This is a genomic window from Thiosulfatimonas sediminis, assembly GCF_011398355.1.
Lineage (GTDB): Bacteria > Pseudomonadota > Gammaproteobacteria > Thiomicrospirales > Thiomicrospiraceae > Thiomicrorhabdus > Thiomicrorhabdus sediminis_A.
Genome location: NZ_AP021889.1, coordinates 1,705,862 through 1,729,674, shown reverse-complemented (window position 1 = coordinate 1,729,674; position 23,813 = coordinate 1,705,862). Strand labels below are relative to the sequence as shown.

Here is a 23,813-nt window from a genome sequence, read left to right as displayed (position 1 = left end):
GCGTTTGGCTGCGTTAATGGAGATGTATTCTGTGATGGTTAAATTAAGTTTTTATAATCGGCGGCGCAGAAATGCGCTGAAGTCAATGGGGACTTGTTCTGTGCCCCCTTGAGATGGCTGTGATGCCAATCGATTTTTATGATTCGTTTTTGTGTGCTTTTAAACCGCGTAGTTTTTCACGGAGCCAGTGCAGGTTAAAGTGGCCTATAAGCAGATACATGAGTGTACCGAATATGAGACCGAGTGTCGCGTTACCGATAAAGAAAGGCATCCAGATGTGCGGGAAAACGTTCGAGAACCAATCACTAGAACCGATGACGAACCCTTGTGATGTATGGAACAGGTCGGGAGTGCCAAGCAGCCAAGTACCAAATACATAACCACCATACCAAATTGGCCACATAGTCAGTGGGTTGGTGATCCAAGCCAGTGCCGTGGCTAACGGAATATTGGCTCGTACGTAATAGGCCATTATCGATCCCAAGACCATCTGAAACGGAATGGGTAGCATCATACAAAAACAGCCGACAAATCCTGCACGAGCGAAAGAGGTGCGGTCACCTGCCCAGTACACGCGGTCTTTAAAACGCGGGAAATAGCGGTTCAAAAAAACCGAGCGTTTGGTTGCGCGGCCGATTTGATGTAATTTAAAACGCAAATATCGCAGCATAATTTTGCTTGTCATCGCCAAGGGGGAAAGTGGCTAAAAGCCGTTCATAACCTTTTTATTATAAAGGTTTGTTCGGTCGAATTAATTGGCAAAGTATGACAGTGACTAGATTGACTGCCGTTGTTTGCGAGTACTCTTTAGATTGCTCATATTAGCTTATAATTATGTTTTGTAAATCTTTTTCCGTTTTTGTATAAAAACTAGGCAGGCACAGAATAAGCACCACGGATGTCCACTTTTTGGTGTTATTCGATCTCTTCTAGCGAACCGTTAAGATTTCATCCCAGCGCGTGGTATAGCGTGGTGACATTCTTAAACGTTTCATCTGCCAAGCATTTTTTTGTGGGATACCTTGTGCTGCAAAAAACAAGGTATTACGTCCTTGGGTTTGATTAATCTGGTCAAGAGTTTGCATTAATTTTTCTTGTTGTGGATTGGCGGAGTATTTAGGTGACTGGGCAAACAGATCTTGCTGAAAAGCGCCTTTGGGGGTTATTTCGCTGAGCATGACGCCAACTTTATGATACGCAAAACCATCGCGCCAAATGCTGCGCAATGCGCGGCGAGCGAGTTTACTTAATAAAATGCTGTTGTCGCTTGGGTAAACCAAGCCAATTTGATGATGCGGATGGTATTGTGCCGTGTCGCTAAAAGGGTTGGTGCGCAGGTAAAGATGGAGGATTTGACAGACGCTATTTTGGCGGCGTAATTTATGAGCCGCATTTAGGGTATGGCTGACAACGGCTTGTTCAACCGAGTGATAGTCGCTTTGTGGCTGCCCAAAAGAACGTGAACTGATCAGTTGTTTTTTCGCGCTGGCTAAACTTTCTAGCGGTAAACAAGATTCGCCATTGAGTTCTTGGATTATCCGTTCCATGACCACTGTGTATTTTTTTCTTAGGATTTTCGGGTTGGCTTGGCGTAATGCAAGCGCGGTTTGAATGCCATCGGCACGCAGTTTTAGCGCCAAATTTTTTCCAATGCCCCAGAGGTTGTTAATGTCCACTTGCGCCAGAAGGGCCTCTAATGCGTGTTTATCTAAGACGGTTAGGTCAAGGACGCCGTGATTTTGTGGTTGCTTTTTTGCCAGATGGTTCGCTAGTTTTGCCAAGGTTTTGCTATGTCCAATCCCAACCGCCACTGGTAATCCGAGTTCTTGTTGAACGCGCGTTTTAATAAGTTGGCCGTATTCGCTTAAGTTATAAGATGTTTGTAAACCGGATAAATCAAGAAAACTTTCATCAATCGAATAGATTTCTTGTTTTGGTGCCATCTCAGCAAGCAAACGGTGCATACGGTTTGACATGTCCGCATAGAGTTCGTAGTTAGAGCTAAACACTGCCGCCCGATGTTTATCCAGTAGCCATTTCACTTTGAAGTAAGGTTGAAACATCATACTTTTGGGGTGTGCTGCACGGTTGCCTCCGCTGCCTAAATCGCCAAGTTTTGCGAGTAACTCTTGATTTAAGTCTTTAGCAATTTGATTCGCGGCGACGATGCAGCCATCATTATTAGACAGAACTACGACTGGGCGGGTGGCCAGTGATGGGTTAAATACGATTTGGCAAGATGCGTAAAACGCATTCCCATCCACTAAGGCAAAAATAGGACGTTGAGTGTTGTGATTTGCCATGCGAAACCATCCAATCTTGATTTTTGTTACAAGAATTTATTTTAGTATAAAAATAGGCGATGGTGTGCGGTTATTTAAAGCCATGCGGAATAGGTCGCCATATCATTCTGCTGTCGCGGAGTTTGACTGGGCTCGATTTGCGATTTTGAGCGGAATTATTGCTTGATATTCGACGCGCCTAGTTATATAACGCTAATGTTTTAAATCAAATTGAGATCCCATGAAAAAAACTTTTATTTTAACCTCTGAAAAAATTGCTACGCCTCGCCTGGTTGAGGCGATTAAACATGAAGTTCGTAAGTATCTGAAACGTGAGCGTGCTAAAACCTTGCCTGCAGGCATGAACGCTTGGGATTTTGATTGCCGATTTGGGGCGGATCAAGAGAGCAGCGAAGCGATTTTGGTTACCGAAATTAATCAATCGATTAATCATGCAGAACAGAGTCAAATGGCGAAATTTTATTTGGAAATTTTAGCCCGTCCGGTTTTCAAAGAGAAAGCCGTGTCCCACAAAACCGGAATCTTGCAGCACAAAACTGATGAAGATGAAGATGAGTTCGATTACGAACAATAGGTGAGAAAAATTTTTTAAGCATCGCTTTTCTTTAAAGGTTGACAAGAGCTTCGTTCACAGAGGCTCTTCACCATTTTGTCTATTACATTCATTTGCAGAACTTGAAACCATTTGAACTTGTTCTGTAACGCCTTAGTTGTACTGGTTCTGTGTCTCTATAAAGATGAGATTTCTTGCTGATAAGCGCATTACACGGAATCGAATCTGACGTTTGATCCTTTTTGTTTTAAGATAGTCCTTTTTATTTTTTGTTGTCAGCTTGTCGGTTACCATTTTAGGGCTTTCGCTGAGTTTGCACATCGGTATCCAAAGTGGATTGAACACAATGTCTAACAGCCTTCCAGAGAGTATTCGTCTTAATAAATTCATCAGTGATTCCGGATTTTGTTCGCGCCGTGAGGCCGATCGTTTCATAGAACAGGGGTGTGTCAAACTAAACGGCAAAACCGTGGCGGTTGGCGCCCAGGTCTTTGCTGGGGACGAGGTTCGAGTGAATGGACGTTTGATTGCCGCCAGCGCCGCGGATAAATCTGACCGAGTGTACATTGCCTACCATAAGCCGGTTGGCATCACCTGTACCACCTTGCAAACGGTGCAGGGAAATATCACTGATGCGATTAACCATCCGGAGCGAATTTTTCCAATTGGTCGTTTGGATAAAGATTCCGAAGGGTTGATTTTTCTGACCAGTGATGGCGATATTGTCAATAAGATATTGCGCGCCGAGAATGGCCATGATAAAGAGTATGTGGTTACGGTAAATAAGGCCTTGACGCCGGAATTTATTCAGAAAATGTCGATTGGGGTACCTATTTTGGATAGGGTCACCTTGCCTTGCCAAGTGCAAATGCAGAGTCGTTTTGTGTTTAAAATCATTTTAAATCAAGGCTTGAACCGTCAAATTCGGCGTATGTGCGAGTATTTTGGTTATAAAGTTGTGCGTTTGGTCCGCACTCGGATTATGAATGTTTCGCTAGGTAATTTACCGGTTGGTCATTGGCGCAATTTACCCGCAGAAGTAATCGCAGAAATTAATCGAGCGGTTTCTGGTTCGACAAAAGTGGCCACAAACGTGGCCGCTAGAACCAGCAAAAATAGCGCGAAATCGGGTAAAAATCCGCAGGCGACGAAAGCCATTAAAAAAGATGCACCTAGACCGCGAACTGGGCGCGGCAATAAATCGCCAGTCAAAAAAGAGGCGCCACGCAATAAAGGTCGTACATCAAAGCCTCGCCGATAGTCAGATTTCGCTAAGCGGTGTTGTCGGTTATTGTCAATTTTGAATTAGTACTTATGACAGCAAACAGTCGCTTGGCCCAGTTAAATTCTTCTGTGCCTGAGCCATTTGGACTTGCTCTGTATCTCCCTAAGCCTAGGCTTAGGAAGTTATTTTGTTTCTTCCTCGAAGTGCTGAGGCTCGCCTTCTTGCGCGGAATCTAAAACATTTCTTCTTTCCTCACAGGTTTTACTCAGGAGGTCGAATTGCTTTTTGCAACGCCGGCAATGAGCGCACAGCGCCAAATGCGTGGTGAGCCAGCTATGTTCTGCAAAGTTGAGTTTACGCTCATGTTGTAGTGACATCAGTTCGGTGGCGTGTTTACAAGATTTCATCGACTTCATTTTGAGCTCTCTTCGGGGCTAAACCAATTTTTTTCCAGACAGGCCCGCAGTTTTAACCGAGCGCGGTGCAAAATCGTCCAACAGTTTTGTTCTGAAATTTGCAGTGTTTCGCAGATTTGCTGGGTGTCAAAACCCAGTAATTCGTGGAGCGAAAAGACGCGTGAGGTCTGTTCCGGTAAGTGGTAAATACAGAGATCGAACACTTGCCAAAAATGTTCGTTTTCCATCTGTTTGTAAGGTGTTGGCCAAACGGTCGGTGCTTGCACTTTTTGCCAATGCTCATCTTCTTGAAATAGAGTGTCGGTATCCGGCAATTGGTTTTCGTCATATTCAAAGATTTGGATTTTGCTGCGTTGGCGGTAGAGGTCAATCAGTTTGCGGCGCAAGATCGCAAATACCCAAGTTTCTAAAGTGGACTTTCCCTGAAACTGTGCATAGCGATGCCATGCCGCGAACAAGGTCTCTTGCACTAGGTCATCGCAATCTTCCGAGCAGTTTAAGTGCAGCCGAGCGAAGGCGAGCAGGCGAGGACGTAAAGGTGCAATCTGCTGTGCAAATGGGTCTTGAGTCGGCGTATGAAATGACATTGTTGCGGTTTTTCTCTTTTAGGATTTCTTAACGGGGGCGTCGATGAGTGCGCGCTTTATCCAAAAATCTGCGCTGACATAGCGACCGCCGCCAGTAAACAGTAGGCTAAGCAACATAATAAAATAGGTAGCAGCAAACTCGATACCGTTGTTGAGTATTACAATAGAGCCATTCATTGTAAGCCAATCATAATTGCCGTGGGTTTGTAGAATCTCTTTACTGACGGCCAATTGTTGTTGTGCATCAATGACTTGTTGATTTGCCAGCCAGCTGGAAGCATCGGCAATGGCGAGCCAGCCGTTTGGCCAATGAACGCTGAGCGCCGCGACCAGCATGGTAATCATTAAAGGAACAGAGAACCAGCGAACCGCTAATCCCAGAAGAAGGGCGATTCCGCCGAGTAGTTCCGTGCCACCGGCTAACGCGGTCATTAACGCCGGAAAAGGTAAGCCCAGGCCCCATTCTGCATTGCCAAACCAAGTGACCGTATCGGAAAAATTGGCCAATTTATTCCACCCCGCTTGCAGCATGATTGGCGCTAGGTAGATTCTAAAAAGCAGCGGTGCTAAGCCGTCTAAATGACTTAGATGGGTAAGCGAATGTTGATATAAGTCGGTCGATTTAGTTAATAGAGTGTGCATAGCGATACTCCAAACAAAGAATGGATTGGCCTGCAGTCAGTGTGATTGCAGGTCATCGTGGCGTGAATAAAGTTGGTTTAAGGATAGGAAGACACAGAGCAAGTCCTCATTGTCAAAAGCGCTTAGAGCAGAAATGTAAATTGCAAACTCTGTGTCTTCTTAGGTTTGCTATGCGGCTCGCTTTATTTGCTGGCGCCGCATTTTGCTGCGCCACATTTTGCATCAGCGGCTTTTTTCTCAGCACCGCATTTAGCGGCGCCACATTTTGCATCAGTGGCTTTTTTCTCTGCACCGCATTTAGCGGCGCCACATTTTGCATCAGTGGCTTTTTTCTCTGCACCACATTTCGCGGCATCCGTTTGTACAATTAATATTTGCGCGCTCTGTGTTGAAAATACCGTGAATGGATTGCTGGAATCTGCGCTGGCATTCATTGTGGTGGCAAGTAAAAGCGCAGAAAGAGTGGCGGTGAAAAGCGATTGAATTTTCATGGTAATACCTCGATTTTGAAAAATAAGAACAGGTTTGTTCAGTCTCTTAGACGCAAGGTTTTTAGAATCCTTACAGTTTTTTTTAAAAAAGCGACTTAATAGAGCCAGGAGCTTAGAGAGACGCAGAATAAATCGCTATCTCATGCCTTATTTTGGTGAAATTTTCGTGCAAAAAAGTGCAATTTAGGATTTTATTACTTGGGTGCATGGGAGCGAGAATCCATTTTTTTGCAAAACTATATGTTTTTAAAGAGGTTTAATAGTTGTTGGTATAGTATGTGTTTTGTTTTATAAAAATACTATTTGAGCAATGAAGCTCACTCTGTCTTAATTGGCAGGGTGGGCTTTTTTTATTTTTAGGTTTATAAAATAAAGAGCAATGGACAATGTTTAACTTATTCTCGTTTTCGGGCAATGTACGTATTCTGCATTTAACGTGGTTTGCGTTTTTTATGTCGTTTGTCGTCTGGCTGGGCTTAGGGCCGATGATGCCGTTTATTCAAGAGGCGTTGGGGCTAAGCACTCAGCAGGCGAAAGTACTGTTGATTCTTAATGTTGCGCTGACGATTCCTGCACGTGTTGTGGTCGGAATGCTGGTGGATAAATACGGGCCTAAAATTTTGTACAGTGCGATTTTAATCGCTGGTGGTTTGGTCAGTATCGCTTTTGCGTGGGCGCAAACTTACGATCAGTTGGCGTTATTGCGTTTTCTTTCCGGCTTTATCGGTGCGGGTTTTGTGGTTGGGATTCGTATGATTTCTGAATGGTTTCCTGCAAAACAAACTGGCTTGGCGCAGGGTATTTATGGCGGTTGGGGAAATTTCGGTTCCGCTGGTGCGGCCATGACCTTGCCGTTTATCGCCGTGGCGTTGGGTGATGCAGACGGGTGGCGTTATGCTTTGACGATTGCCAGTATTGCGGCCATTGTGTACGGTGTGATTTATTTCTTTAGCGTGGAAAATACGCCCAAGGGTGCGACCTACTTTAAACCAAAGAAAACTGGGGCCTTGGAGGTCACTTCGAAAGGGGATTTATTGCTCTATATGCTGATGAATATCCCTTTATATTTCGCTCTGGCGGTATTGACTTGGAAGTTATCACCGGAAAATATGGGGTTGTTGAATGGTTTATCGACGACTGTCGTGTACGCTTCTCTGGTGCTGGTGTTTGTGTTACAAACATGGAAAATCTGGCAAGTGAATCAGCATGTTTTTACCAAGCCCGTGCCGCAAATGCATCGCTATAAATTTAAGCAAGTGGCGATTCTTAACTGGGCTTATTTGGTTACGTTTGGTACTGAGTTGGCTGTTGTGTCGATGTTGGCGATGTTCTATGTATCTTGGTTTGAATTGCCAAAAGTGACGGCCGCGCTACTGGCCGGCATCTATCCATTCATCAATTTGGTGGCGCGTCCTGGTGGCGGTTGGTTATCGGACATCTTTGGGCGTAAAAGTACGTTAGTCGTCATTTTTGCCGGAATCAGTGCCAGCTTCTTATTGCTTGGTTTTGTTGAAAAAGAGTGGTCAGTTTGGCTTGTTGTGGCAGTGACTATTGTGGCAGGAATTTTCTCTAAAGCCGGTTCGGGTGCGGTTTATGCCATGGTGCCTTTAGTGCAACGCCGTTTAACAGGGCAAATTGCCGGTATGGCTGGTGCGTTTGGTAATGTCGGTGCGGTGTTGTTTTTAACCGCCAACTCAATGTTTGATTACGACCAGTTCTTTATGATTATCGGCGTGGTTGCTTTGATGGTCTTTGTGTTAATTATCGTATTCTTGGAAGAACCGCAAGGCAGTATGGCAGAAGTCATGCCGGATGGTACCGTGCAGATGATTGATGTTAAATAGGTAAAGTTTGCACAACGCTTGTTGAAGTCATTCACATTCTCAACCAGCCAGATTGTATTTGGCTGGTTGTTTCGTTTTATAGGGGGGTATTTCCATCATGGCAAATCCTTTGCAGCTTGCGATAGGTTTTGAAACCACTGCGGGTTTAAAGCCTGAAAATCAGGATGCGGTCAATTATGTTTTACCCGAAGGGCAGGTGTTGGAAAACAAGGGCGCGGCAGCGGTGTTAGCCGATGGCGTCTCCATTAGTGAAGCGGCGCGCCAAGCCAGTCATACAGCGGTACAGTCGTTTTTGGAGGATTTTTACTCCACACCAGAAACGTGGAGCACCAAAAATGCCTGTCAGCAAGTGATTACTGCGATTAACAGTTGGTTGTATAAACAAGGCTCAAGTGAAGCGGTTGATTTAAAAGGTTGGGTGACGACGTTTGATGCCATCGTGTTTAAGTCAAATACAGCGTATTTATTTCATGTTGGTGATGCGCGCATTTATCGTTTACGTCAAGGTGAATTGCAACAGTTGACCAAAGACCATACCGCATGGATGAGTAAACAGCGGAGTTATTTAAGTCGTGCTCTGGGGGTGGATACCAGTTTACAGATTGATTTTCGCACGGAAATCATCGAGCCAGGGGATGTGTTTTTGATGACCTCCGACGGGGTGCATGAGTTTGTTAGTGAAGACCAAATGACGGCCATTTTGCAGTCATCTCTGAGTGAAACCGATCGAGCAAAGAAACTAGTTGCTTTGGCGTTAAGTCAGCAGTCGGCCGATAATTTGACTGCACAGGTTATTACAGTACTTAAATTGCCATCGCAAACTGAGGAGGAGTTGTTTCAAAAACTGCTGGCTTTGCCTCTGCCGCCAGAACTTGAGCCGGGGATGAAAATAGACGGCTACAAGATTGTGCAAGAGATTAGCGTAACGCCGCGTAGTCAAATTTATTTGGCGGAAGATGTCGAAACGGGCCAGTCTTTGGTTCTCAAAACGCCGTCGGCGAATTACTCTGACGACCCATGGTATTTGGATGGCTTTGTGCGTGAAGAGTGGTTAGGGCAGAAGCTTAAACATCCGGGTTTGATGAAAACTTACCAACGCACCCGACCTAAGACGTTTTTGTATTTCACATCGGAATTTATTCAAGGCAAAACGTTAAGTCAATGGATGCATGACAATCCTCAGCCCAGTTTGGACAGTGTGCGAGAGCTGGTCAAGCAGATGGCTTCGGCGCTTCGTGCCTTGCACCGTTTAGACATAATTCATCAGGATTTAAAGCCGGATAATATTATGATTGATTGCAGTGGGCGGGTGAAAATTATCGACTTCGGTGCGGTGCATGTTGCCAGTCTGGCGGAAACCGCGACGGTACTTCAGCGCCAGCACCCGGAAGGTACACTAAATTACACTGCTCCGGAGTATTTGCTTGGTGAGCCGGGTTCAAATCGTTCAGATATGTTTTCTTTGGTGGTCATTACTTATCAGATGCTTACTGGTGCTTTGCCATATAAAGAAAAACGCATCAATCCGTTTAGCTTACGGCGTTATCAGGACTTGCAATATTTATCCGCTCGGCAGTGTCGTGCTGATTTACCGGAATGGCTTGATCTCGTGTTGAAGAAAGGCTGTGCACCCAATCCATTACAGCGCTTTGCCCTGCTCTCCGAATTTACCGCGAACTTGTTTAAGCCAGACGATGTGTTTTTAAAGAAACGTGATTTCAAGCCATTATTGGAGCGCAATCCAACCGCTTTTTGGCAAGGGGTGAGTGCGTTCTTGTTGTTTTTATTGGTGTTGCAGTGGTTTTTGTTGGTGTAGAACTGATTTTTAATTCCAAAACAAGGCAGTGTTTTATCTTTTTTGGTGCAGTCATTTCAAGGGTGTACGGGTTTTCTAGGTAGTTAATATGGCTTAAGTTACTGAATTTAATAGTTAAATAGTGTTGTTGGCATGCATAGTGTTATAATTACATAAGATAGAAATTGTCAGAGCAGAGAGGCTCACTTCGTGGTATCGCGGAGTGGGCCTTTTTTCGTTTCTGAGCCAATGAAATAGGCAGGAGAACAAAATGGCCGAGTTTGTAAAAGTATGCGCGCTAAGTGATTTAGTCGCAGACGCAGGGGTTGCGGCCCTAATTAATAATCAGCAAGTAGCGTTGTTTTACATCGCAAAACAGGTGTATGCCGTGGGTAATCTGGATCCAATTCGTGAATCGAATGTGATGTCACGCGGTATGACCGGCGATGCGCAAGGGCAATTGTATGTGGCCTCGCCACTGCATAAAGAGCGTTATAGCTTGATAAGCGGCGAGTGTCTTGACAAGCCCGGTTATCACTTGCCGGTCTACGCCAGCAAAATAGAAGCAGAACAGGTGTGGGTGGCGGTTTAGTTTGGCGCTAAATCACACGGCAAAAGGTTATCTGATATGAACAAGCAAATCCCTTCCAGCGATTCGATTAACACCACCTGTCCGTATTGTGGCGTTGGCTGTGGTATCGAAGTTAAAGTCGATGCCAAGGCGCAAAAGCTTGCAGACATTAAAGTAAAAGTGCTGGGTGATAAAACGCATCCAGCGAATTTTGGCAAGTTGTGCGTAAAAGGCTCGGCAGCGGGAGAAACCCTCAGCTTTGACGGCCGAATGCTCGCGCCGCAATTCAAGGGCAAGACGGTGAGTTGGTCGAGCGCACTTAATACGGTCGCCGAAAAATTTACACAAGTGATTGCTGAACATGGCCCTGATGCCGTGGCGTTTTATGTTTCTGGGCAGTTTCTAACGGAAGACTATTATGTCGCCAATAAGCTGATGAAAGGCTTTATTGGCAGTGCCAATATTGATACCAATTCGCGCCTATGTATGGCGTCTGCTGTGGTCGGTTATAAGCGTGCCTTTGGGGTTGATGCCGTGCCATGCAGTTATGAAGATTTGGAGTTGGCGGATTTGGTGGTGATTGTTGGTTCCAATACCGCATGGGCGCACCCGATTATTTATCAACGAATTGCGGCGGCGAAAAAACAGCGCCCGAGTATGAAAATCGTGGTGGTTGATCCCCGTCAAACCGCGACCTGTGATATTGCTGATTTGCATTTGGCGATTGCACCCGGTTCGGACGCTAACTTGTTTAACGGATTATTGGCCAGTCTAGGGCAGAACGAAGCCTTAGACGAAGCGTTTATTAATAATCATACCGAAGGTTTTAAAGAGGCCTTTAGCCATGCGCAAATTTTGCAAGGCGATATTCATCGTGTTGCTAAAGAGTGCGGGTTGGAAGTGACTCAGTTACAGACTTTTTATCGCTGGGTACGCGAGCATCAAAAAATGGTCACCCTGTATTCGCAAGGGGTCAACCAATCGTCCAGCGGTGTGGATAAATCGAATGCAATTATCAATGTGCATTTGGCCACAGGCCGAATAGGGCAGGTGGGCATGGGGCCATTTTCGATTACCGGACAGCCCAATGCAATGGGGGGGCGTGAAGTGGGTGGTTTGGCCAATCAGCTTGCGGCCCATATGGATTTTAGCAATTCTGAAGATATTCATCGCGTGGCTCGTTTTTGGAAAGCAGCCAATATGGCGCAGAGCAATGGCTTGAAAGCGGTGGATATGTTTAATGCGGTGGCTACCGGCAAAATCAAAGCGATTTGGATTATGAACACCAATCCGGTTGTGTCGATGCCCAATGCAAATTTTGTGCGTCAAGCTTTGCAGCGGTGCGAAATGGTTGTGGTCTCAGACTGTATGCAGCATACCGACACCACCGAGGTGGCGGATGTGTTATTACCGGCTTTAACTTGGGGCGAAATTGATGGCACGGTGACCAACTCGGAACGCACTATTTCTCGTCAGCGTGCGTTTATGGCCGGGCCCGAAAACGCTCGTGCCGATTGGTGGATGCTGTGTGAAGTTGCTAAACGTATGGGGTTTGTTGACGCGTTTGATTATCAAAATGTGGCGCAGATTTTCCGCGAGCACGCGGCGCTATCGGGTTATCAAAACAATGGCACGCGTGATTTTGATATTTCTGGATTGGCGCGATTGAGTGATGAGCAATATCAACAGTTAACCCCAATGCAGTGGCCGGTAAATGTAGAGAATCCGCTCGGCACCAAGCGCTTGTTTTCGGATGGAAAGTTTTTTACGCCCTCTGGTAAAGCGCGTTGTATAGCAATAACCCCACAAGCACCTCGCTATAAAACCGATGCGCAATTTCCTTTTGTGCTCAATACCGGACGCTACCGCGATCAGTGGCATAGCATGACTCGCACAGGGAAAACGGCAAAATTGATGGCTCATCGGGATGAAATGCAAGTGGAAATTCATCCGCATGACGCCGCTGAAAAAGGGGTTGTGGATGGACAACTGCTGTGTTTGCAAGGGAAAACCGGTGATTATCGCTTAATTGCTCGTGCGCAAGTCAGTGCCAAGCAACGACGTGGCGAACTGTTTGTACCGATGCACTGGAATCGCCAGTTTGCCAGTGCGGGTAATGTCGATGCCTTGATTCCAGCCGTGGTTGACGGGCTTTCTGGGCAGCCGGAATTTAAGCATGCTGTCGTGAATGTTCAGCCGTTTAAGAGTGCATGGCAAGGGGTGATTTTTTCTCGTCAGGCGCTAAAACTAGAGGGTATTGCCTATTGGAATAAGGTGAGCGGTAAAGATTTCTCACGTTATGAAATTGCCATGGAGCAGGGGAAAGAGGCGCTGAGTTTGCACGAATTACAAGCACATTTACCGACTTTATTTGGCGCACAAAACCCGTCAAGTGAATGGCTGAGTTATCTGGATGCAAACCAGCAGCAATTACGCATGGCGCAGCTGGTGGATGGGCAGTTGCAAGCGGTCGCCTTTATTGCGCTGGAATCACACACCTTAGACCGCAATTGGCTAGGGTCTCTGTTTGCCGAGCCGCTTGCTGCGCAGCAGCGTCGTTTTTTATTGGCGGGCCGCAATAGTGGTGCCAAAGAGACTGGGCCGACAGTTTGCAGCTGTTTTGGTGTGGGCTTAAACACCATTATCGAAGCCATTGTCAGCCAACAACTGAGCAGTGCTGAGCAAATTGGCCAAGCGTTAAAAGCCGGAACCAATTGTGGTAGTTGTGTGCCAGAACTGACAGAAATTATTGCGCAGCAGCAAGCCAAAATAAAAGAATTAACCTCGGCGTAAGGCGTAGAGGAAGGAGAGATAAGATGGATTATTTACCGATTTTTAGCAAAATCAATGACCAACCTTGCGTGATTGTCGGAGGAGGTACTGTCGCAGCACGTAAAGCCGATTTATTTATCAAAGCCGGCGCGCGTGTGACGGTGATTGCGCCGGAGCTCAAAGCCGAGATGCGTTTTCACTTAGAGCAAGGCAAGGTCATTTGGCAGTGGGGCGAGTTTTCAGAGGCGTTAATGGCGACTTTAGAACGTCCTCAGCTCGTGATTTCGGCGACTGATGTTCAGCCGGTGAATGTCGCGGTCTATCAGTATTGTAAGGCGCGGCATATTCCTGTGAATGTTGCCGATCAAACCCAATATTGTGACTTTATTTTACCCGGAATTGTTGAGCGCGGGCCTATGACCATCGCGGTATCTACAGGTGGACGTTCGCCGGTATTGGCGCGTTTAATGAAATCACGCTTAGAGACCTTGATTCCGCACGGTTTTTCTAAGGTGACGGAATTAGTCGGTGAATATCGCCAAGCAGTGAAAGACAAAATTAGCCATCCGGACGGACGCAAACAGTTTTGGGAAGGTCTGCTTAACGAGTCATTTTTAGATCGCGTATTGCATGGCAAGCAGCAAGAAGCTAGACAGATGCTGGAACAAAAATTACACACTGACGCTCAGACCGAATTTAGCCCACAAGGTGAAGTTTATTTGATTGGCGCAGGTCCAGGTGACCCTGAATTGATGACCTTCAAAGCGTTACGGTTATTACAACAAGCCGATGTGGTGGTGTATGACCGTTTAGTTTCACCAGAAATTTTGGATATGGCGCGCCGTGAAGCTGAGCGAATTTACGTTGGCAAGCGCGAGCGTTGGCACCGTATGCCGCAAGCGAAGATTTCCGAATTGCTGTTGCAGTTGGCGCAAGAAGGGAAAAAAGTGGCGCGTTTAAAAGGCGGTGATCCGTATATTTTTGGACGCGGTGCAGAAGAAGCGGAGCTTTTGGCAGAAGAGGGCGTGCCGTTTCAAGTTGTCCCGGGAATTACCGCCGCAGCCGGTTGTGCTGCTAGCTGTGACTTCCCGCTAACGCATCGCGATTATTCGCATTCGGTTGCCTTGGTGACGGGGCATCAACAAGCCGGTGCGCAAAAAATCGACTATGCACGTTTGGCGCAGTCTGGGGATACGATGGTGTTTTACATGGGGATTAAAAATGCCGCTGAAATCCAGAGCGAGCTGATTCGTCACGGTGTCAGTAAAACGATTCCGGCAGCGATTATTGAAAACGGAACTCGCGCTAACCAGAAAATTACTGTAGTCACTTTGGACCAATTGAGCGACACCATTGCGCACAATAAAATTCAGCCGCCAGCCTTATTGGTGATTGGCGAGGTTTTAAAAGTGCGCGCCAAATTGCACCAGCTGCAGGCTGCTGCGCTTTTAAAAAAGCCGCAAGCCGCGTTTGAGGTGTTGCAGGTAGCGGTATGAGTGATCATCCCTTTAGTCAATTTTTGCGTATTCTCGGCAAGGGACCACGTAGCCGCCGCTGTTTAGAGGTTGCAGAAGCCCAGCAGGCGATGCAAATGTTGCTGCAGGGGCAGGTCAGTGATAAACAGCTTGGGGCATTTTTACTGCTAATGCGTGCCAATGGGGAAAGCCAAACGGAGTTGCTCGGTTTTATGCAGGCAGTACAGGCTCAGCTGGCTGAGGTTGCGGATTTTAGCGGCTATTCGGTCGACGTAAATTGGGTGAGTTACTCTGGAAAATGGCGCTATCCACCGTATTTTTTACTGGCCCTAAAGCTGTTGGCGGAAAATGGTTATCGGGTTTTATTGCATGGCGACAGTGGGCAGTTTGCGCAACGTGCTTATGCTGAACAGTGGCTTGAATCGCTGGGTATTGCTTCTTTAAACACCGAGTCAGTTGGCCTTGATTGGCAGTCCGGCCAAGTCAATTACCTTGCGATTGGTTCCGTATTGCCAATGGTGCGAGACCTACTCCATTTAAAAGAAGAGTTGGGGGTGCGCACGGTGTTTAATACCTTGGTTAAACTGCTTAATCCAATGCGAGCGCCTGCTGCAGTGCAAGGTATTTATCATAAGGGCGTGGAGCAGTTGCATCATGCTGCGGCACAGGTCAATCACAGCCGCTGTAACTTGGTGTTTAAGGGCGAAGGTGGCGAAGCCGAGATTCGGCCGGATGCCTTAATAAAGCTGTTCTTTTCATTACCTAATCAAGCCGAGCCGATGGAGCTGAAAATTCCGGCAGTCATCGAACGACAAGTGCGTCCGGAATCTTGGCAGCACGAGGATTTAGTGCAGCTTTGGCAAGGCCAAAAAAACGATCTTTATGGGACCCAGAGTGTGATTTGTACTGCGGCAGTGGGTTTAATGTGCATCGCTTTGGCGGACAGTGAAAACCCGGTAACGCTGCTAGAGCAAGCAAACTTTTTTGAGCACGCATATCAAACGGCCAGTCAATTTTGGCAGCAAAGGAGTGGACAGTGTTAATGCAGGTAAATCCGATGATTGTTGAGTTTGAACAGGCTTATGCAGCGGTGTTGCAACAAGCGCGTTCGGTGCTTATGCCGACGGAATCCCTCCCTCTTTGGCAGGCGCAAGGTCGTGTACTGGCGCAAGATGTGTTCGCGCCAATCAATTGGCCGACTTGGCCACAAAGTGCGATGGATGGGTTTGCGATTAATAGTCAAGATCGCTCAGCCCGTTTTCGTATTTTGGCCAGTGCTTTTGCGGACAAAGTGCCGTCTGATTGTGTGTTACAAGCGGGCCAAGCACAGCGTATTATGACCGGTGCCGTAATTCCCCAAGGTTGTGATGCAATCGTGCCGCTTGAGTATGCCGTCTTGCAAACCACGCCTGATGGTGATTGGTTGCTTAATCCGAATCTTCCGCATAAGTTGTGGTCGCAGGGTCGACACATAAAGGCGGTTGGTTCGGATGTGCGGCAAGGTGAAAAACTGCTTGCTAAGGGGACGCTTCTAGCGACGAAAGAACGAGCTTTATTGGCTTCAGTTGGCTGTTCGCAAGTGTCGGTATTTGTTAAGCCAAAGGTGGCTGTGCTGACGTTGGGTGATGAGTTGACAGACCCTGGTGAGCCTTTAACGCAAGGAGGCGTTTATAACGCCAATCGGTTTTTATTACAGGGTTTGCTCAGTGGTTTGTCGATTGAATTGGTGGCGATGGAAACCTTACCTGATGAGTACGCGGTGATTGCTCAACGGCTGCAAAGTTTAGGTCAAACCGTGGATTGTATTTTCACGGTGGGCGGCAGTTCGGTTGGCGATAAAGATTGGTTACCGAAAATTTTGCAGGCAGAAGGTCATTTTCACCGTTTTAAGATTAATATGAAACCGGCAAAACCTTTGATGAGCGCACAGCTTGGACGTGCGCAATTGCTGGCATTACCAGGTAATCCTTTGGCGACCTATTTTAGTTTTCAGTTATTTGCAAAGCCATTATTGCAGGTGATGGCAGGGCAGGCTTTGGCTACTGAGTTTGCACAGGGTGAAGAGTTGCGCTTAGCCGAACCGCTGCAGATTGCGGATAAGTTGCGCTGGATTCTTGTACGGCGTGTTGGCTCTGAGGTTTGGCCAATGCAGGCTTCAGCGAGTCAGCTTAGTGTGTTGCAAAAAGCGCAGGGGTTTATTCGGGTTGCTGCGCATCAATCCCTCGCAAAAGGGGATCGTGTGCGATTTTTTGCAGGCACCGAATGTTAGGGATAATCGTGCTTTCCGGAGGGGAGGGACGTCGTATGGGCGGCCAAGACAAAGGCTGGTGCTGTCATCAGCAACAGCCTTTTGTGGCGTTGGTTGTGGCACAGATTGAGCAACAATTAAAAGCACTTGGTTTACAGGCGCATATCGTCATTAGTGCCAATCGAAATCTAAGCCGTTATCAGGCGCTAGGGTATCCGGTAATTTGTGACCGAAGAGGCGGGCAAGGTGATTATCAAGGCCCTTTAGCAGGGATTGAAAGTGCCTTGGAATATGGGCTAACAAATAAGGTCGATTATTGGGTGACTTGGCCAGTGGATTCGATTGGTGCTGTGCCGCAATATCTGCAAATTGCGCTTGGAGATTGGCGGCACAGTCTATCTAACAATCCGTCGACGATACGCGTTTTACAGACTTTGGATAAGTTGCACTTTGCACATTTGGGCTTGGCTACGATGCAGATAAGTTCGTTAAAATCCTATCTTGATAGCGGCCAGCGCTCAATTAAAGGTTGGTTGCAAACACGCGAATGCGTCACGTTTACGCTAACGTGTGATGCGCAGTTATTGAACTGCAACCAGTTTTAACGCTTGCCGTCACCACCGGCTTTCACCAGCAGTTTATCGAGTAGGCGGGTTGGTAGTATGCGTTTTAAGGTCGCAAATACTTTGGTGGGCACCGTCACACGATAACGAATTTTGGCTTGTTTGCTTTGTAAGGCGTGCAACAAATCTTTATAGACCGCTTGCGGCCCGAGCGTAAAAGGAGCCGCAGGCCCAACGGTTTCGAGGCGTTCTAACATCGCGTGATATTGGGCGTGATGCGCTGAGGTGGCAGGGGTAATCCAGCGTTGAAACTGTGCAAAAGCATTTTTACGAAAATCGGAAAGAATCGGCCCCGGTTCAATCAGGCTCACTTGAATATTGTCTTTAGCAACCTCAAGTCGCAAGGTATCGGCAAAACCTTCAATCGCAAATTTTGAGGCGTTGTAAGCACCACGATATGGCATAGCCGCAAAGCCTAAAATCGAACTGTTATAGATGATTTTGCCATGTCCTTGTTGCCGCATAATCGGTAGGATGCGATTGGTGAGTTCTTGGGTGCCAAAAACATTCGTTTCAAATTGATAACGCATTGCATCACGACTTAAATCTTCTACTGCACCAGGCAATCCAAAAGCCCCGTTATTAAACAGTGCATCAATGCTGCCGCCACTCATTTTCAGCGCCTGCTCTAAGCCATTTTGAATGGAATTCGTGTCCGCCAGGTCAATCTGTACGGCTTGATACCCTTGCTGTTGAAGGCGTTCGACATCTTGTGCTTGACGCGCCGAGGCGATCACCTGGTAGCCCGCTTGGTGAAGTTGTTGCAGGCAATAATAGCCAATACCGGTGGAGCAGCCGGTAATAAGAATGGTACTGGGGGGCAGAAGTTTGCTCGGCATGGCATAACCTTTAATGCTTTTATGTTTGCGATTTTATCGGTACTGAATATTCGTTATGGTTAATAAGGTGCAAAGTAATCCAAACGACTTTCAGCATAGAAAAGTTTTGACAGAGCAAGGCTGTTTGCCGTTATGTTCAGACCTGATAAAGGGCCGGTTCACAAGTGAAGCTTTGCAAGGTGTTTCCGGATAAACCGCTGACAGGAGATGTCACCTGAGCAGTTTTTCTGGGGGAAAATTATAAGCAAGGGAGGCGCAGAATTGATCTAAATGATCCTAAAGTCATTCGGGCTAGGCATTAAGCTACCGATTTGCCTATCCCGAAAGTTTTGATCTGCGTTTATTGCTTATTGCGCTTGCGCTGCGGCAACGTCCTTATGAACTTGTGCCATGTCTAAGTCGCATAGTTGCTTGATGCCTTCTTCAAGTGCATTCCCTGGAATCGCACCTGGGTTTGAGAAAACCACAACTTTTTCACGCATGAAAACCAAGGTTGGAATCGAGCGAACTTGGAACATTGCAGCGAGTTGCTCTTCTTCTTCCACATTCACTTTGCAAAACTTGATTTCTGGGTATTTTTCGGCAATCTCGGTAAACGTTGGGGCGAATTGTTTACAAGGACCACACCATTCGGCCCAGAAGTCAAAAATAACAATATCGTTGTTGTTGATCATGTCGTCAAATTGGTCAGATTTTAGGTCGATAACGGCCATGCGAGATTCCTTTTTTATACGATTGGTTTCAGGCAACATTGTAACAATTGAACTATTGCCTGTGAGGGTAAATACGTCGTAAATTTACCTGCTATTAAGCGATTTGTGGATTACCACCTTGCGTTAAAAGTGCTGGATTGAGGTATTGCTTCAACGTGGCTTCGTCCAAATCAGTCATTTCTAAGGCGACATCTAAAACTGGACGGCCTGAGGCATAGGCTTCTTTTGCAATTGCCGCGCCTTTTTCATAACCTACAACGGTGTTAAGTGCGGTGACTAAAATCGGGTTCACTTCTAAGGCTTGCTGTATGTTGCTGTGGTTAACGCTAAACCCTTTTATGGCTAAGTCGGCCAATTGCGTGATTGCGTTGGCAGAAATTTCTAAACTTTGTAGCAGGTTCAAAGCGATCATTGGCAGCATTACATTTAACTGGAAATTACCGGCTTGAGCACCGATGGTAATCGCAGTATGGTTGCCCATGACTTGAGCGGCAACCATACAGACCGCCTCCGGGATGACCGGATTCACTTTGCCCGGCATGATTGAACTACCGGGTTGCAGCGCGGGTAGTTGAATTTCCCCCAAACCGGCAAGCGGTCCTGAGTTCATCCAGCGTAAATCGTTGGCGATTTTCATTAAACTGGCGGCAAGCACATTCAATTGTCCGCTTAATTCCAGAGCGGTATCTTGTGAGCTTAAACCGATAAAAAGATTGTCCATCGGCTCAAAATGCATGGCGGTGATGGTCGCCAAATTCGCGCAAGTTAGAGGGCCAAACTCTGGATCCGCATTAATGCCGGTGCCTACTGCTGTGCCACCAATCGGCAGTTTTTGAATGCGTTTTTGAGTGTCTTGTAAGCGGGCAATGTTGTCTTCTAATTGTGCGCGCCAAGCACGTAATTCTTGGGTCATGCTAATTGGCATGGCGTCCATTAAGTGCGTACGTCCGGTTTTAATTACGCCCGCTAATTCGACCTCACGGTCTTTTAGGGTATTGCACAAATGACGAAGCGCCGGCAATAATTTTTCTTCCAAAGCAATCGAAGCTGCCACGTGAATCGCGGTTGGAATAACGTCGTTTGAACTTTGGCTCATGTTTAAATCATCGTTTGGATGCACTGCGGTTCCGGTCAGTTTTTCCGCCAAGGTCGCTAAGACTTCATTGGCGTTCATATTGGTGCTGGTGCCTGAGCCTGTTTGAAAAACATCGATAGGGAATTGGTCAAGGTATTCGCCTTGGATAATCGCTTTGGCGGCAGTTTGGATCGCTTCTGCCTTCTCATCGGACATTAAGCCAAGTTCTTTATTTGCTTCTGAACAGGCAAATTTTACATAGCTAACCGCTTGAATAAAACTCGCAGGTAAAGGTGTGCCAGAAATTGGGAAATTGTTAATCGCACGTTGGGTTTGCGCGCCATAGAGTGCATTTAGCGGAACGTCTAACGTCCCCATACTGTCTTTAACTTGGCGTGTGGCTGATGGGGATTCATTTTGCAGTGTTTGCATCGTCAAAGTCTCTTGATTGAAATTTAATTGGCGGTTATTTTACGCAGGTCCTTCTCAAAAAACGAGTCATTGAAGGTTTTATTCAAATTGAATAAGCGGAGTTAGTAAAAATATTCAACTTAAGTTATAAATTTGTATTTGGGTGGTATAATTGCGAAAAGTTGTGGTGCTAGCGCTGAGGAAGTAATGTTTAATTCATAAGAGCGGATGCTTTCGATTCATTTTACCTTCTGTAATCGATGGGTTTGTCTGTTATAAAAAGTTGAACAAAATCACCTTTTATGGATAAAAACTCAACATTATCTTGAAATTCCTTGAGAATTACGCAGCGCCTAGTCATAATCCTTAAGAAATAAACAATAGTGCGTAGCTTTAGTCTTGGTTAATGCGGCACTGAAAAAGAAGAGAATTTTTCATGTCAGAAAAAATCACTATAGTACTTGCTGAAGACCATTCGTTGGTTCGAGCTGGATTCAAATCGATTTTAGAAGCTCATGACGACTTGGAAGTAGTCGGTGAAGCGGAAGATGGTTTGGAATGTTTGGAATTGGTTCGTAGCAAAACTCCGGATATTTTATTGCTTGATCTTTCTATGCCGAAGCTTAGCGGTATGAATGTTATCAACCATATTAAGAAGCGTTATACCGACACCAAAGTCATTGTGTTGACTGCTGCAGAAACATTGAGTGTTTGGCGAGATGTTTTGGATATGGGTGTTGGTGGTTTATCAATGAAATCCGTGTCTCCGCGTGAGTTAACTAATGGAATACATGAAGTGCACAAGGGCGGTTCTTTCATCCATTCAGAAATTCAGCCGTCTTTAGAAGCTGCCGAAGGCTTGAAAAACCGTCGTTTATCGGTGCGTGAAAAGCAAGTTGTTAAGTTGGTTGCAGAAGGTTATAAAACCAAAGATATTGCGGATATGTTGGAAATTTCAGACCGTACAGTTTCAAAGCATCGTGAAAATTTAATGTCTAAATTGGCATTGGAATCGACTGCGGAACTGACCAAATATGCAAACGAATCAGGTTTGACTCGTGTCGGTTTGGAAGAAATTGAATAACGTTTAGTTTTTAATAACTTATTTTGCCATAAAAAAAGCCCGATTTAATATCGGGCTTTTTTTATGGCTTGAAGTATATGTTTTATGTTAATTCTTCATTTTTAATAGTGCTATTGCTGCTCAATTCCGCCGCACTTGTGGTGCTTGTAGTTGTTATGCCGAGATAGTCATTTTTAAACGTTGTTAAGCCTTCTTGCACTAAATCATAGGTTTGATTAATGGTGTTTTCTATGCCTTCGCTGAGTACATTGAGGTCGCCTAAAAATCCTTTCGCTTGGGAAAAACCGTCACTGATGCCTTGCCCGATCACGTCTAAAAAACGTGTGACTAAGGCCTCACCTTCCAGCTCTGGATGGGCTTTTTGAAAGCCGCTTAAAAAAGCTGTGCTGCCTTGCACTATGCGCTGAGCGGTATTTTCCGGTGTCCAATAATCCATGCCGCCTTGTGCGGCTAAGGTGTCATTGCTGATTGGGTCGGCGGCCGATTTGTCTAAACCCAAATCAATCCGTAGCTGTTTGTTAATCTCTTCAATCGCACTTTGAAATGAAATTTGAAGGCCAGATTGCGCAGCGTTATTGCTGTTGCCAAAAAGATTGGCGACAAGGCTGGCTTGTTGTTCAAATTTGACGGCCGCTGGATTAGTGGCTGTTCTCAGTTTGGCTTGTTCTGATGCTTGGTCGGGTAGATTGAGCGATTTATCCACACCGCGTCCCCGATTTTCTTGGGCCGCATCGGCACTTTTTTGGTAGGCGCTAAGAGCACCGAACGCTTTAATATCCATTATTGTGCTCCTAAGAGAGAAGGGTCATGGTCATGGTCATGATAGAGTCTGTTTTAAACTGATTCTATCGCTATAGTAGCTTATCGGCAATTGCTTGAAATACTTGAGAAAAAAATAAATTATAAAACGTCAGTTTTTACTTTCTGTCATGGATTAAAGCGCAGATTTGCTGAAAAACTGGTATCATTCGCGCAAAATTTCAAATGTGCTGCGGCACGTCTTTACAGGAATCAGTCAGTATGGAATTAAATCCCGTTTACAGCCGTCTAAAAGATTATTTGGAACGTACTTCTGTGCTTAGGGGGTATCTTTGACTACGAAGTCAAGTCTGAGCGTTTAGAGGAAGTGAATCGAGAGCTTGAAGATCCGAATGTTTGGAATAATCCGGAAAAAGCGCAGGGTTTAGGTAAAGAAAAAGTCCAATTGGAAAATATTGTTGCCACCATTAAAGAGTTAGAAGATGGTTGTCGCAGTGCGCAAGAATTACTGGAATTGGCTGAAATGGAAGCCGATCAAGAGATGGTCGATGAGGTCATTATCGAATGTGACCGTCTTGGTGCTTTGATTGATAAACTCGAGTTTCAGCGCATGTTCAGCGGTGAAATGGATGCCAATAACTGTTATTTGGAAATTCAGGCTGGCTCCGGTGGAACGGAAGCGCAAGATTGGTCGAACATGATTCTGCGGATGTATTTACGTTGGGCGGATTCGCACGGCTTTAAAGCGGAGATTGTTGAGATCACCGCCGGCGATGTGGCGGGCATTAAAGGGGCGACAATACATGTCCAAGGCGATTATGCCTATGGTTGGTTACGCACCGAAACGGGCGTTCATCGTCTGGTGCGTAAATCCCCATTTGATTCATCGAATCGTCGGCATACTTCTTTTTCATCGGTGTTTATTTCCCCTGAAATTGACGACAGTTTTGAGATAGACATCAATCCTGCGGACTTGCGCATTGATGTGTATCGCGCCTCAGGCGCGGGCGGACAGCACGTTAACCGAACCGAGTCTGCTGTGCGTATTACCCATTTGCCAACCAATACGGTAACGCAGTGCCAAAACGGGCGTTCGCAGCATCAGAATAAGGCCGAGGCGATGAAGCAGCTTCGCGCTAAATTATATGAACTGGAAATGCACGAACGTAATGCGGAAAAACAAGCGTTGGAAGACTCTAAAGCGGACATTGGATGGGGCAGTCAAATTCGTTCGTACGTGTTGGATTCTGGACGGATTAAGGATTTACGTACCTCGGTTGAAACGGGGAATACCAGTGCAGTATTAGATGGCGATTTGGATCAGTTTATTGAAGCCAGCTTGAAAGCCGGATTATAGGCCGTGCGTCATGACAATCAGATGAAGGCG

Annotated in this window: 22 protein-coding genes; 12 read left to right on the top strand and 10 right to left on the bottom strand. The window is 46.1% G+C overall.

What is annotated here, in order from left to right; genetic code table 11:
- Positions 1-136: 136 nt before the first annotated feature.
- Both HRR27_RS08015 and HRR27_RS08010 read right to left on the bottom strand, forming a co-directional pair.
- Positions 137-670 carry a DUF2062 domain-containing protein gene (locus HRR27_RS08015; RefSeq protein WP_173272584.1) on the bottom strand — a complete coding sequence of 178 codons (534 nt, stop codon included), beginning with the start codon at positions 668-670 and terminating at the stop codon, positions 137-139.
- A 259-nt stretch (positions 671-929) separates the two neighbouring features.
- The gene (locus HRR27_RS08010) at positions 930-2,303 is read right to left on the bottom strand and encodes a Y-family DNA polymerase (protein WP_173272582.1); all 1,374 of its coding nucleotides are present in this window, start codon (positions 2,301-2,303) and stop codon (positions 930-932) included.
- Between the two features lie 220 nt (positions 2,304-2,523).
- Here HRR27_RS08010 and HRR27_RS08005 point away from each other — a divergent pair, with 220 nt between their 5' ends.
- Complete coding sequence (locus HRR27_RS08005) at positions 2,524-2,877, top strand: DUF6172 family protein (RefSeq protein ID WP_197905393.1); 354 nt, start codon at positions 2,524-2,526, stop codon at positions 2,875-2,877.
- Positions 2,878-3,202: 325 nt separating this feature from the next.
- The gene (gene rluF, locus HRR27_RS08000; protein ID WP_173272580.1) at positions 3,203-4,117 is read left to right on the top strand and encodes a 23S rRNA pseudouridine(2604) synthase RluF; all 915 of its coding nucleotides are present in this window, start codon (positions 3,203-3,205) and stop codon (positions 4,115-4,117) included.
- Between the two features lie 146 nt (positions 4,118-4,263).
- On the opposite strand, the gene HRR27_RS07995 is transcribed toward rluF, so the two are convergent.
- The 4 genes from HRR27_RS07995 to HRR27_RS07980 form a co-directional block, all read right to left on the bottom strand.
- Entirely contained in the window at positions 4,264-4,497 is a 234-nt protein-coding gene (locus HRR27_RS07995; RefSeq protein ID WP_197905392.1) for an anti-sigma factor family protein, read from the bottom strand.
- A complete protein-coding gene (locus tag HRR27_RS07990; protein ID WP_173272578.1) occupies positions 4,494-5,084 on the bottom strand; it encodes a sigma-70 family RNA polymerase sigma factor in 591 nt (196 codons plus the stop codon). Before HRR27_RS07990 ends, HRR27_RS07995 begins: the two co-directional genes overlap by 4 nt.
- A gap of 18 nt (positions 5,085-5,102) precedes the next feature.
- Complete coding sequence (locus tag HRR27_RS07985) at positions 5,103-5,726, bottom strand: HvfX family Cu-binding RiPP maturation protein (protein ID WP_173272576.1); 624 nt, start codon at positions 5,724-5,726, stop codon at positions 5,103-5,105.
- A gap of 182 nt (positions 5,727-5,908) precedes the next feature.
- Positions 5,909-6,217 carry an HvfA family oxazolone/thioamide-modified RiPP metallophore gene (locus HRR27_RS07980; RefSeq protein WP_173272574.1) on the bottom strand — a complete coding sequence of 103 codons (309 nt, stop codon included), beginning with the start codon at positions 6,215-6,217 and terminating at the stop codon, positions 5,909-5,911.
- 386 nt (positions 6,218-6,603) lie between these two features.
- Between HRR27_RS07980 and HRR27_RS07975 the strand changes: the two genes are divergently transcribed.
- The 8 genes from HRR27_RS07975 (at position 6,604) to HRR27_RS07940 (ending at position 17,527) form a co-directional block, all read left to right on the top strand.
- Positions 6,604-8,061 carry an MFS transporter gene (locus HRR27_RS07975; RefSeq protein WP_173272572.1) on the top strand — a complete coding sequence of 486 codons (1,458 nt, stop codon included), beginning with the start codon at positions 6,604-6,606 and terminating at the stop codon, positions 8,059-8,061.
- Between the two features lie 97 nt (positions 8,062-8,158).
- Positions 8,159-9,877 (top strand): bifunctional protein-serine/threonine kinase/phosphatase, encoded by a 1,719-nt coding sequence (locus tag HRR27_RS07970; RefSeq protein WP_173272570.1) that lies wholly within the window; start codon positions 8,159-8,161, stop codon positions 9,875-9,877.
- Positions 9,878-10,127: 250 nt separating this feature from the next.
- On the top strand, positions 10,128-10,448 hold the full coding sequence (nirD, locus tag HRR27_RS07965; protein ID WP_173272568.1) for a nitrite reductase small subunit NirD: 321 nt from the start codon (positions 10,128-10,130) through the stop codon (positions 10,446-10,448).
- Between the two features lie 36 nt (positions 10,449-10,484).
- Positions 10,485-13,220, top strand: a complete 2,736-nt coding sequence (locus tag HRR27_RS07960; RefSeq protein ID WP_173272567.1) for a nitrate reductase — start codon at positions 10,485-10,487, stop codon at positions 13,218-13,220.
- Positions 13,221-13,243: 23 nt separating this feature from the next.
- Positions 13,244-14,695, top strand: a complete 1,452-nt coding sequence (cysG, locus tag HRR27_RS07955; protein ID WP_173272565.1) for a siroheme synthase CysG — start codon at positions 13,244-13,246, stop codon at positions 14,693-14,695.
- The gene (locus tag HRR27_RS07950; protein ID WP_173272563.1) at positions 14,692-15,717 is read left to right on the top strand and encodes a glycosyl transferase family protein; all 1,026 of its coding nucleotides are present in this window, start codon (positions 14,692-14,694) and stop codon (positions 15,715-15,717) included. Before cysG ends, HRR27_RS07950 begins: the two co-directional genes overlap by 4 nt.
- On the top strand, positions 15,717-16,943 hold the full coding sequence (locus HRR27_RS07945) for a molybdopterin molybdotransferase MoeA (protein ID WP_243830900.1): 1,227 nt from the start codon (positions 15,717-15,719) through the stop codon (positions 16,941-16,943). The genes HRR27_RS07950 and HRR27_RS07945 overlap by 1 nt, the downstream gene beginning before the upstream one ends.
- A complete protein-coding gene (locus HRR27_RS07940; protein WP_173272559.1) occupies positions 16,937-17,527 on the top strand; it encodes an NTP transferase domain-containing protein in 591 nt (196 codons plus the stop codon). Before HRR27_RS07945 ends, HRR27_RS07940 begins: the two co-directional genes overlap by 7 nt.
- Here the strand turns inward: HRR27_RS07940 and HRR27_RS07935 are convergent.
- From HRR27_RS07935 to HRR27_RS07925, 3 genes are all read right to left on the bottom strand, one after another.
- Positions 17,524-18,384, bottom strand: a complete 861-nt coding sequence (locus tag HRR27_RS07935; RefSeq protein WP_173272557.1) for an SDR family oxidoreductase — start codon at positions 18,382-18,384, stop codon at positions 17,524-17,526. The genes HRR27_RS07940 and HRR27_RS07935 overlap by 4 nt on opposite strands.
- Before the next feature lie 347 nt (positions 18,385-18,731).
- Entirely contained in the window at positions 18,732-19,097 is a 366-nt protein-coding gene (trxA, locus tag HRR27_RS07930; protein ID WP_173272555.1) for a thioredoxin, read from the bottom strand.
- Positions 19,098-19,191: 94 nt separating this feature from the next.
- Entirely contained in the window at positions 19,192-20,604 is a 1,413-nt protein-coding gene (locus HRR27_RS07925; RefSeq protein ID WP_173272553.1) for a class II fumarate hydratase, read from the bottom strand.
- 415 nt (positions 20,605-21,019) lie between these two features.
- On the opposite strand from HRR27_RS07925, the gene HRR27_RS07920 reads away from it, so the two are divergent.
- Positions 21,020-21,667: a response regulator gene (locus HRR27_RS07920; RefSeq protein WP_173272552.1), complete on the top strand. Its 648-nt coding sequence runs from the start codon at positions 21,020-21,022 to the stop codon at positions 21,665-21,667.
- Between the two features lie 82 nt (positions 21,668-21,749).
- Here the strand turns inward: HRR27_RS07920 and HRR27_RS07915 are convergent, their stop codons facing one another.
- Positions 21,750-22,448, bottom strand: a complete 699-nt coding sequence (locus HRR27_RS07915) for a DUF5610 domain-containing protein (protein ID WP_173272550.1) — start codon at positions 22,446-22,448, stop codon at positions 21,750-21,752.
- Positions 22,449-22,687: 239 nt separating this feature from the next.
- On the opposite strand from HRR27_RS07915, the gene prfB reads away from it, so the two are divergent.
- Positions 22,688-23,783, top strand: a protein-coding gene (gene prfB / locus HRR27_RS07910) for a peptide chain release factor 2 (protein WP_173272548.1) whose coding sequence is annotated in 2 segments (ribosomal slippage) — positions 22,688-22,759 and positions 22,761-23,783 — 1,095 coding nt in all. Because the reading frame shifts where the segments join, the coding sequence is not laid out codon by codon here.
- Positions 23,784-23,813: the final 30 nt, after the last annotated feature.

Excerpts from the sequence above, each read along its gene's own strand:
- HRR27_RS07940 (WP_173272559.1), top strand. The coding sequence starts at position 16,937 with ATGTTAGGGATAATCGTGCTTTCCGGAGGGGAGGGACGTCGTATGGGC.
- HRR27_RS07975 (WP_173272572.1), top strand. The coding sequence starts at position 6,604 with ATGTTTAACTTATTCTCGTTTTCGGGCAATGTACGTATTCTGCATTTA.
- HRR27_RS08015 (WP_173272584.1), bottom strand. The coding sequence starts at position 670 with ATGCTGCGATATTTGCGTTTTAAATTACATCAAATCGGCCGCGCAACC.
- HRR27_RS07915 (WP_173272550.1), bottom strand. The coding sequence starts at position 22,448 with ATGGATATTAAAGCGTTCGGTGCTCTTAGCGCCTACCAAAAAAGTGCC.
- HRR27_RS08010 (WP_173272582.1), bottom strand. The coding sequence starts at position 2,303 with ATGGCAAATCACAACACTCAACGTCCTATTTTTGCCTTAGTGGATGGG.
- HRR27_RS07980 (WP_173272574.1), bottom strand. The coding sequence starts at position 6,217 with ATGAAAATTCAATCGCTTTTCACCGCCACTCTTTCTGCGCTTTTACTT.
- rluF (WP_173272580.1), top strand. The coding sequence starts at position 3,203 with ATGTCTAACAGCCTTCCAGAGAGTATTCGTCTTAATAAATTCATCAGT.
- HRR27_RS07990 (WP_173272578.1), bottom strand. The coding sequence starts at position 5,084 with ATGTCATTTCATACGCCGACTCAAGACCCATTTGCACAGCAGATTGCA.
- nirD (WP_173272568.1), top strand. The coding sequence starts at position 10,128 with ATGGCCGAGTTTGTAAAAGTATGCGCGCTAAGTGATTTAGTCGCAGAC.
- HRR27_RS07995 (WP_197905392.1), bottom strand. The coding sequence starts at position 4,497 with ATGAAGTCGATGAAATCTTGTAAACACGCCACCGAACTGATGTCACTA.
- HRR27_RS07935 (WP_173272557.1), bottom strand. The coding sequence starts at position 18,384 with ATGCCGAGCAAACTTCTGCCCCCCAGTACCATTCTTATTACCGGCTGC.
- HRR27_RS07920 (WP_173272552.1), top strand. The coding sequence starts at position 21,020 with ATGTCAGAAAAAATCACTATAGTACTTGCTGAAGACCATTCGTTGGTT.
- cysG (WP_173272565.1), top strand. The coding sequence starts at position 13,244 with ATGGATTATTTACCGATTTTTAGCAAAATCAATGACCAACCTTGCGTG.
- trxA (WP_173272555.1), bottom strand. The coding sequence starts at position 19,097 with ATGGCCGTTATCGACCTAAAATCTGACCAATTTGACGACATGATCAAC.
- HRR27_RS07960 (WP_173272567.1), top strand. The coding sequence starts at position 10,485 with ATGAACAAGCAAATCCCTTCCAGCGATTCGATTAACACCACCTGTCCG.
- HRR27_RS08005 (WP_197905393.1), top strand. The coding sequence starts at position 2,524 with ATGAAAAAAACTTTTATTTTAACCTCTGAAAAAATTGCTACGCCTCGC.
- HRR27_RS07945 (WP_243830900.1), top strand. The coding sequence starts at position 15,717 with ATGCAGGTAAATCCGATGATTGTTGAGTTTGAACAGGCTTATGCAGCG.
- HRR27_RS07970 (WP_173272570.1), top strand. The coding sequence starts at position 8,159 with ATGGCAAATCCTTTGCAGCTTGCGATAGGTTTTGAAACCACTGCGGGT.
- HRR27_RS07985 (WP_173272576.1), bottom strand. The coding sequence starts at position 5,726 with ATGCACACTCTATTAACTAAATCGACCGACTTATATCAACATTCGCTT.
- HRR27_RS07925 (WP_173272553.1), bottom strand. The coding sequence starts at position 20,604 with ATGCAAACACTGCAAAATGAATCCCCATCAGCCACACGCCAAGTTAAA.
- HRR27_RS07950 (WP_173272563.1), top strand. The coding sequence starts at position 14,692 with ATGAGTGATCATCCCTTTAGTCAATTTTTGCGTATTCTCGGCAAGGGA.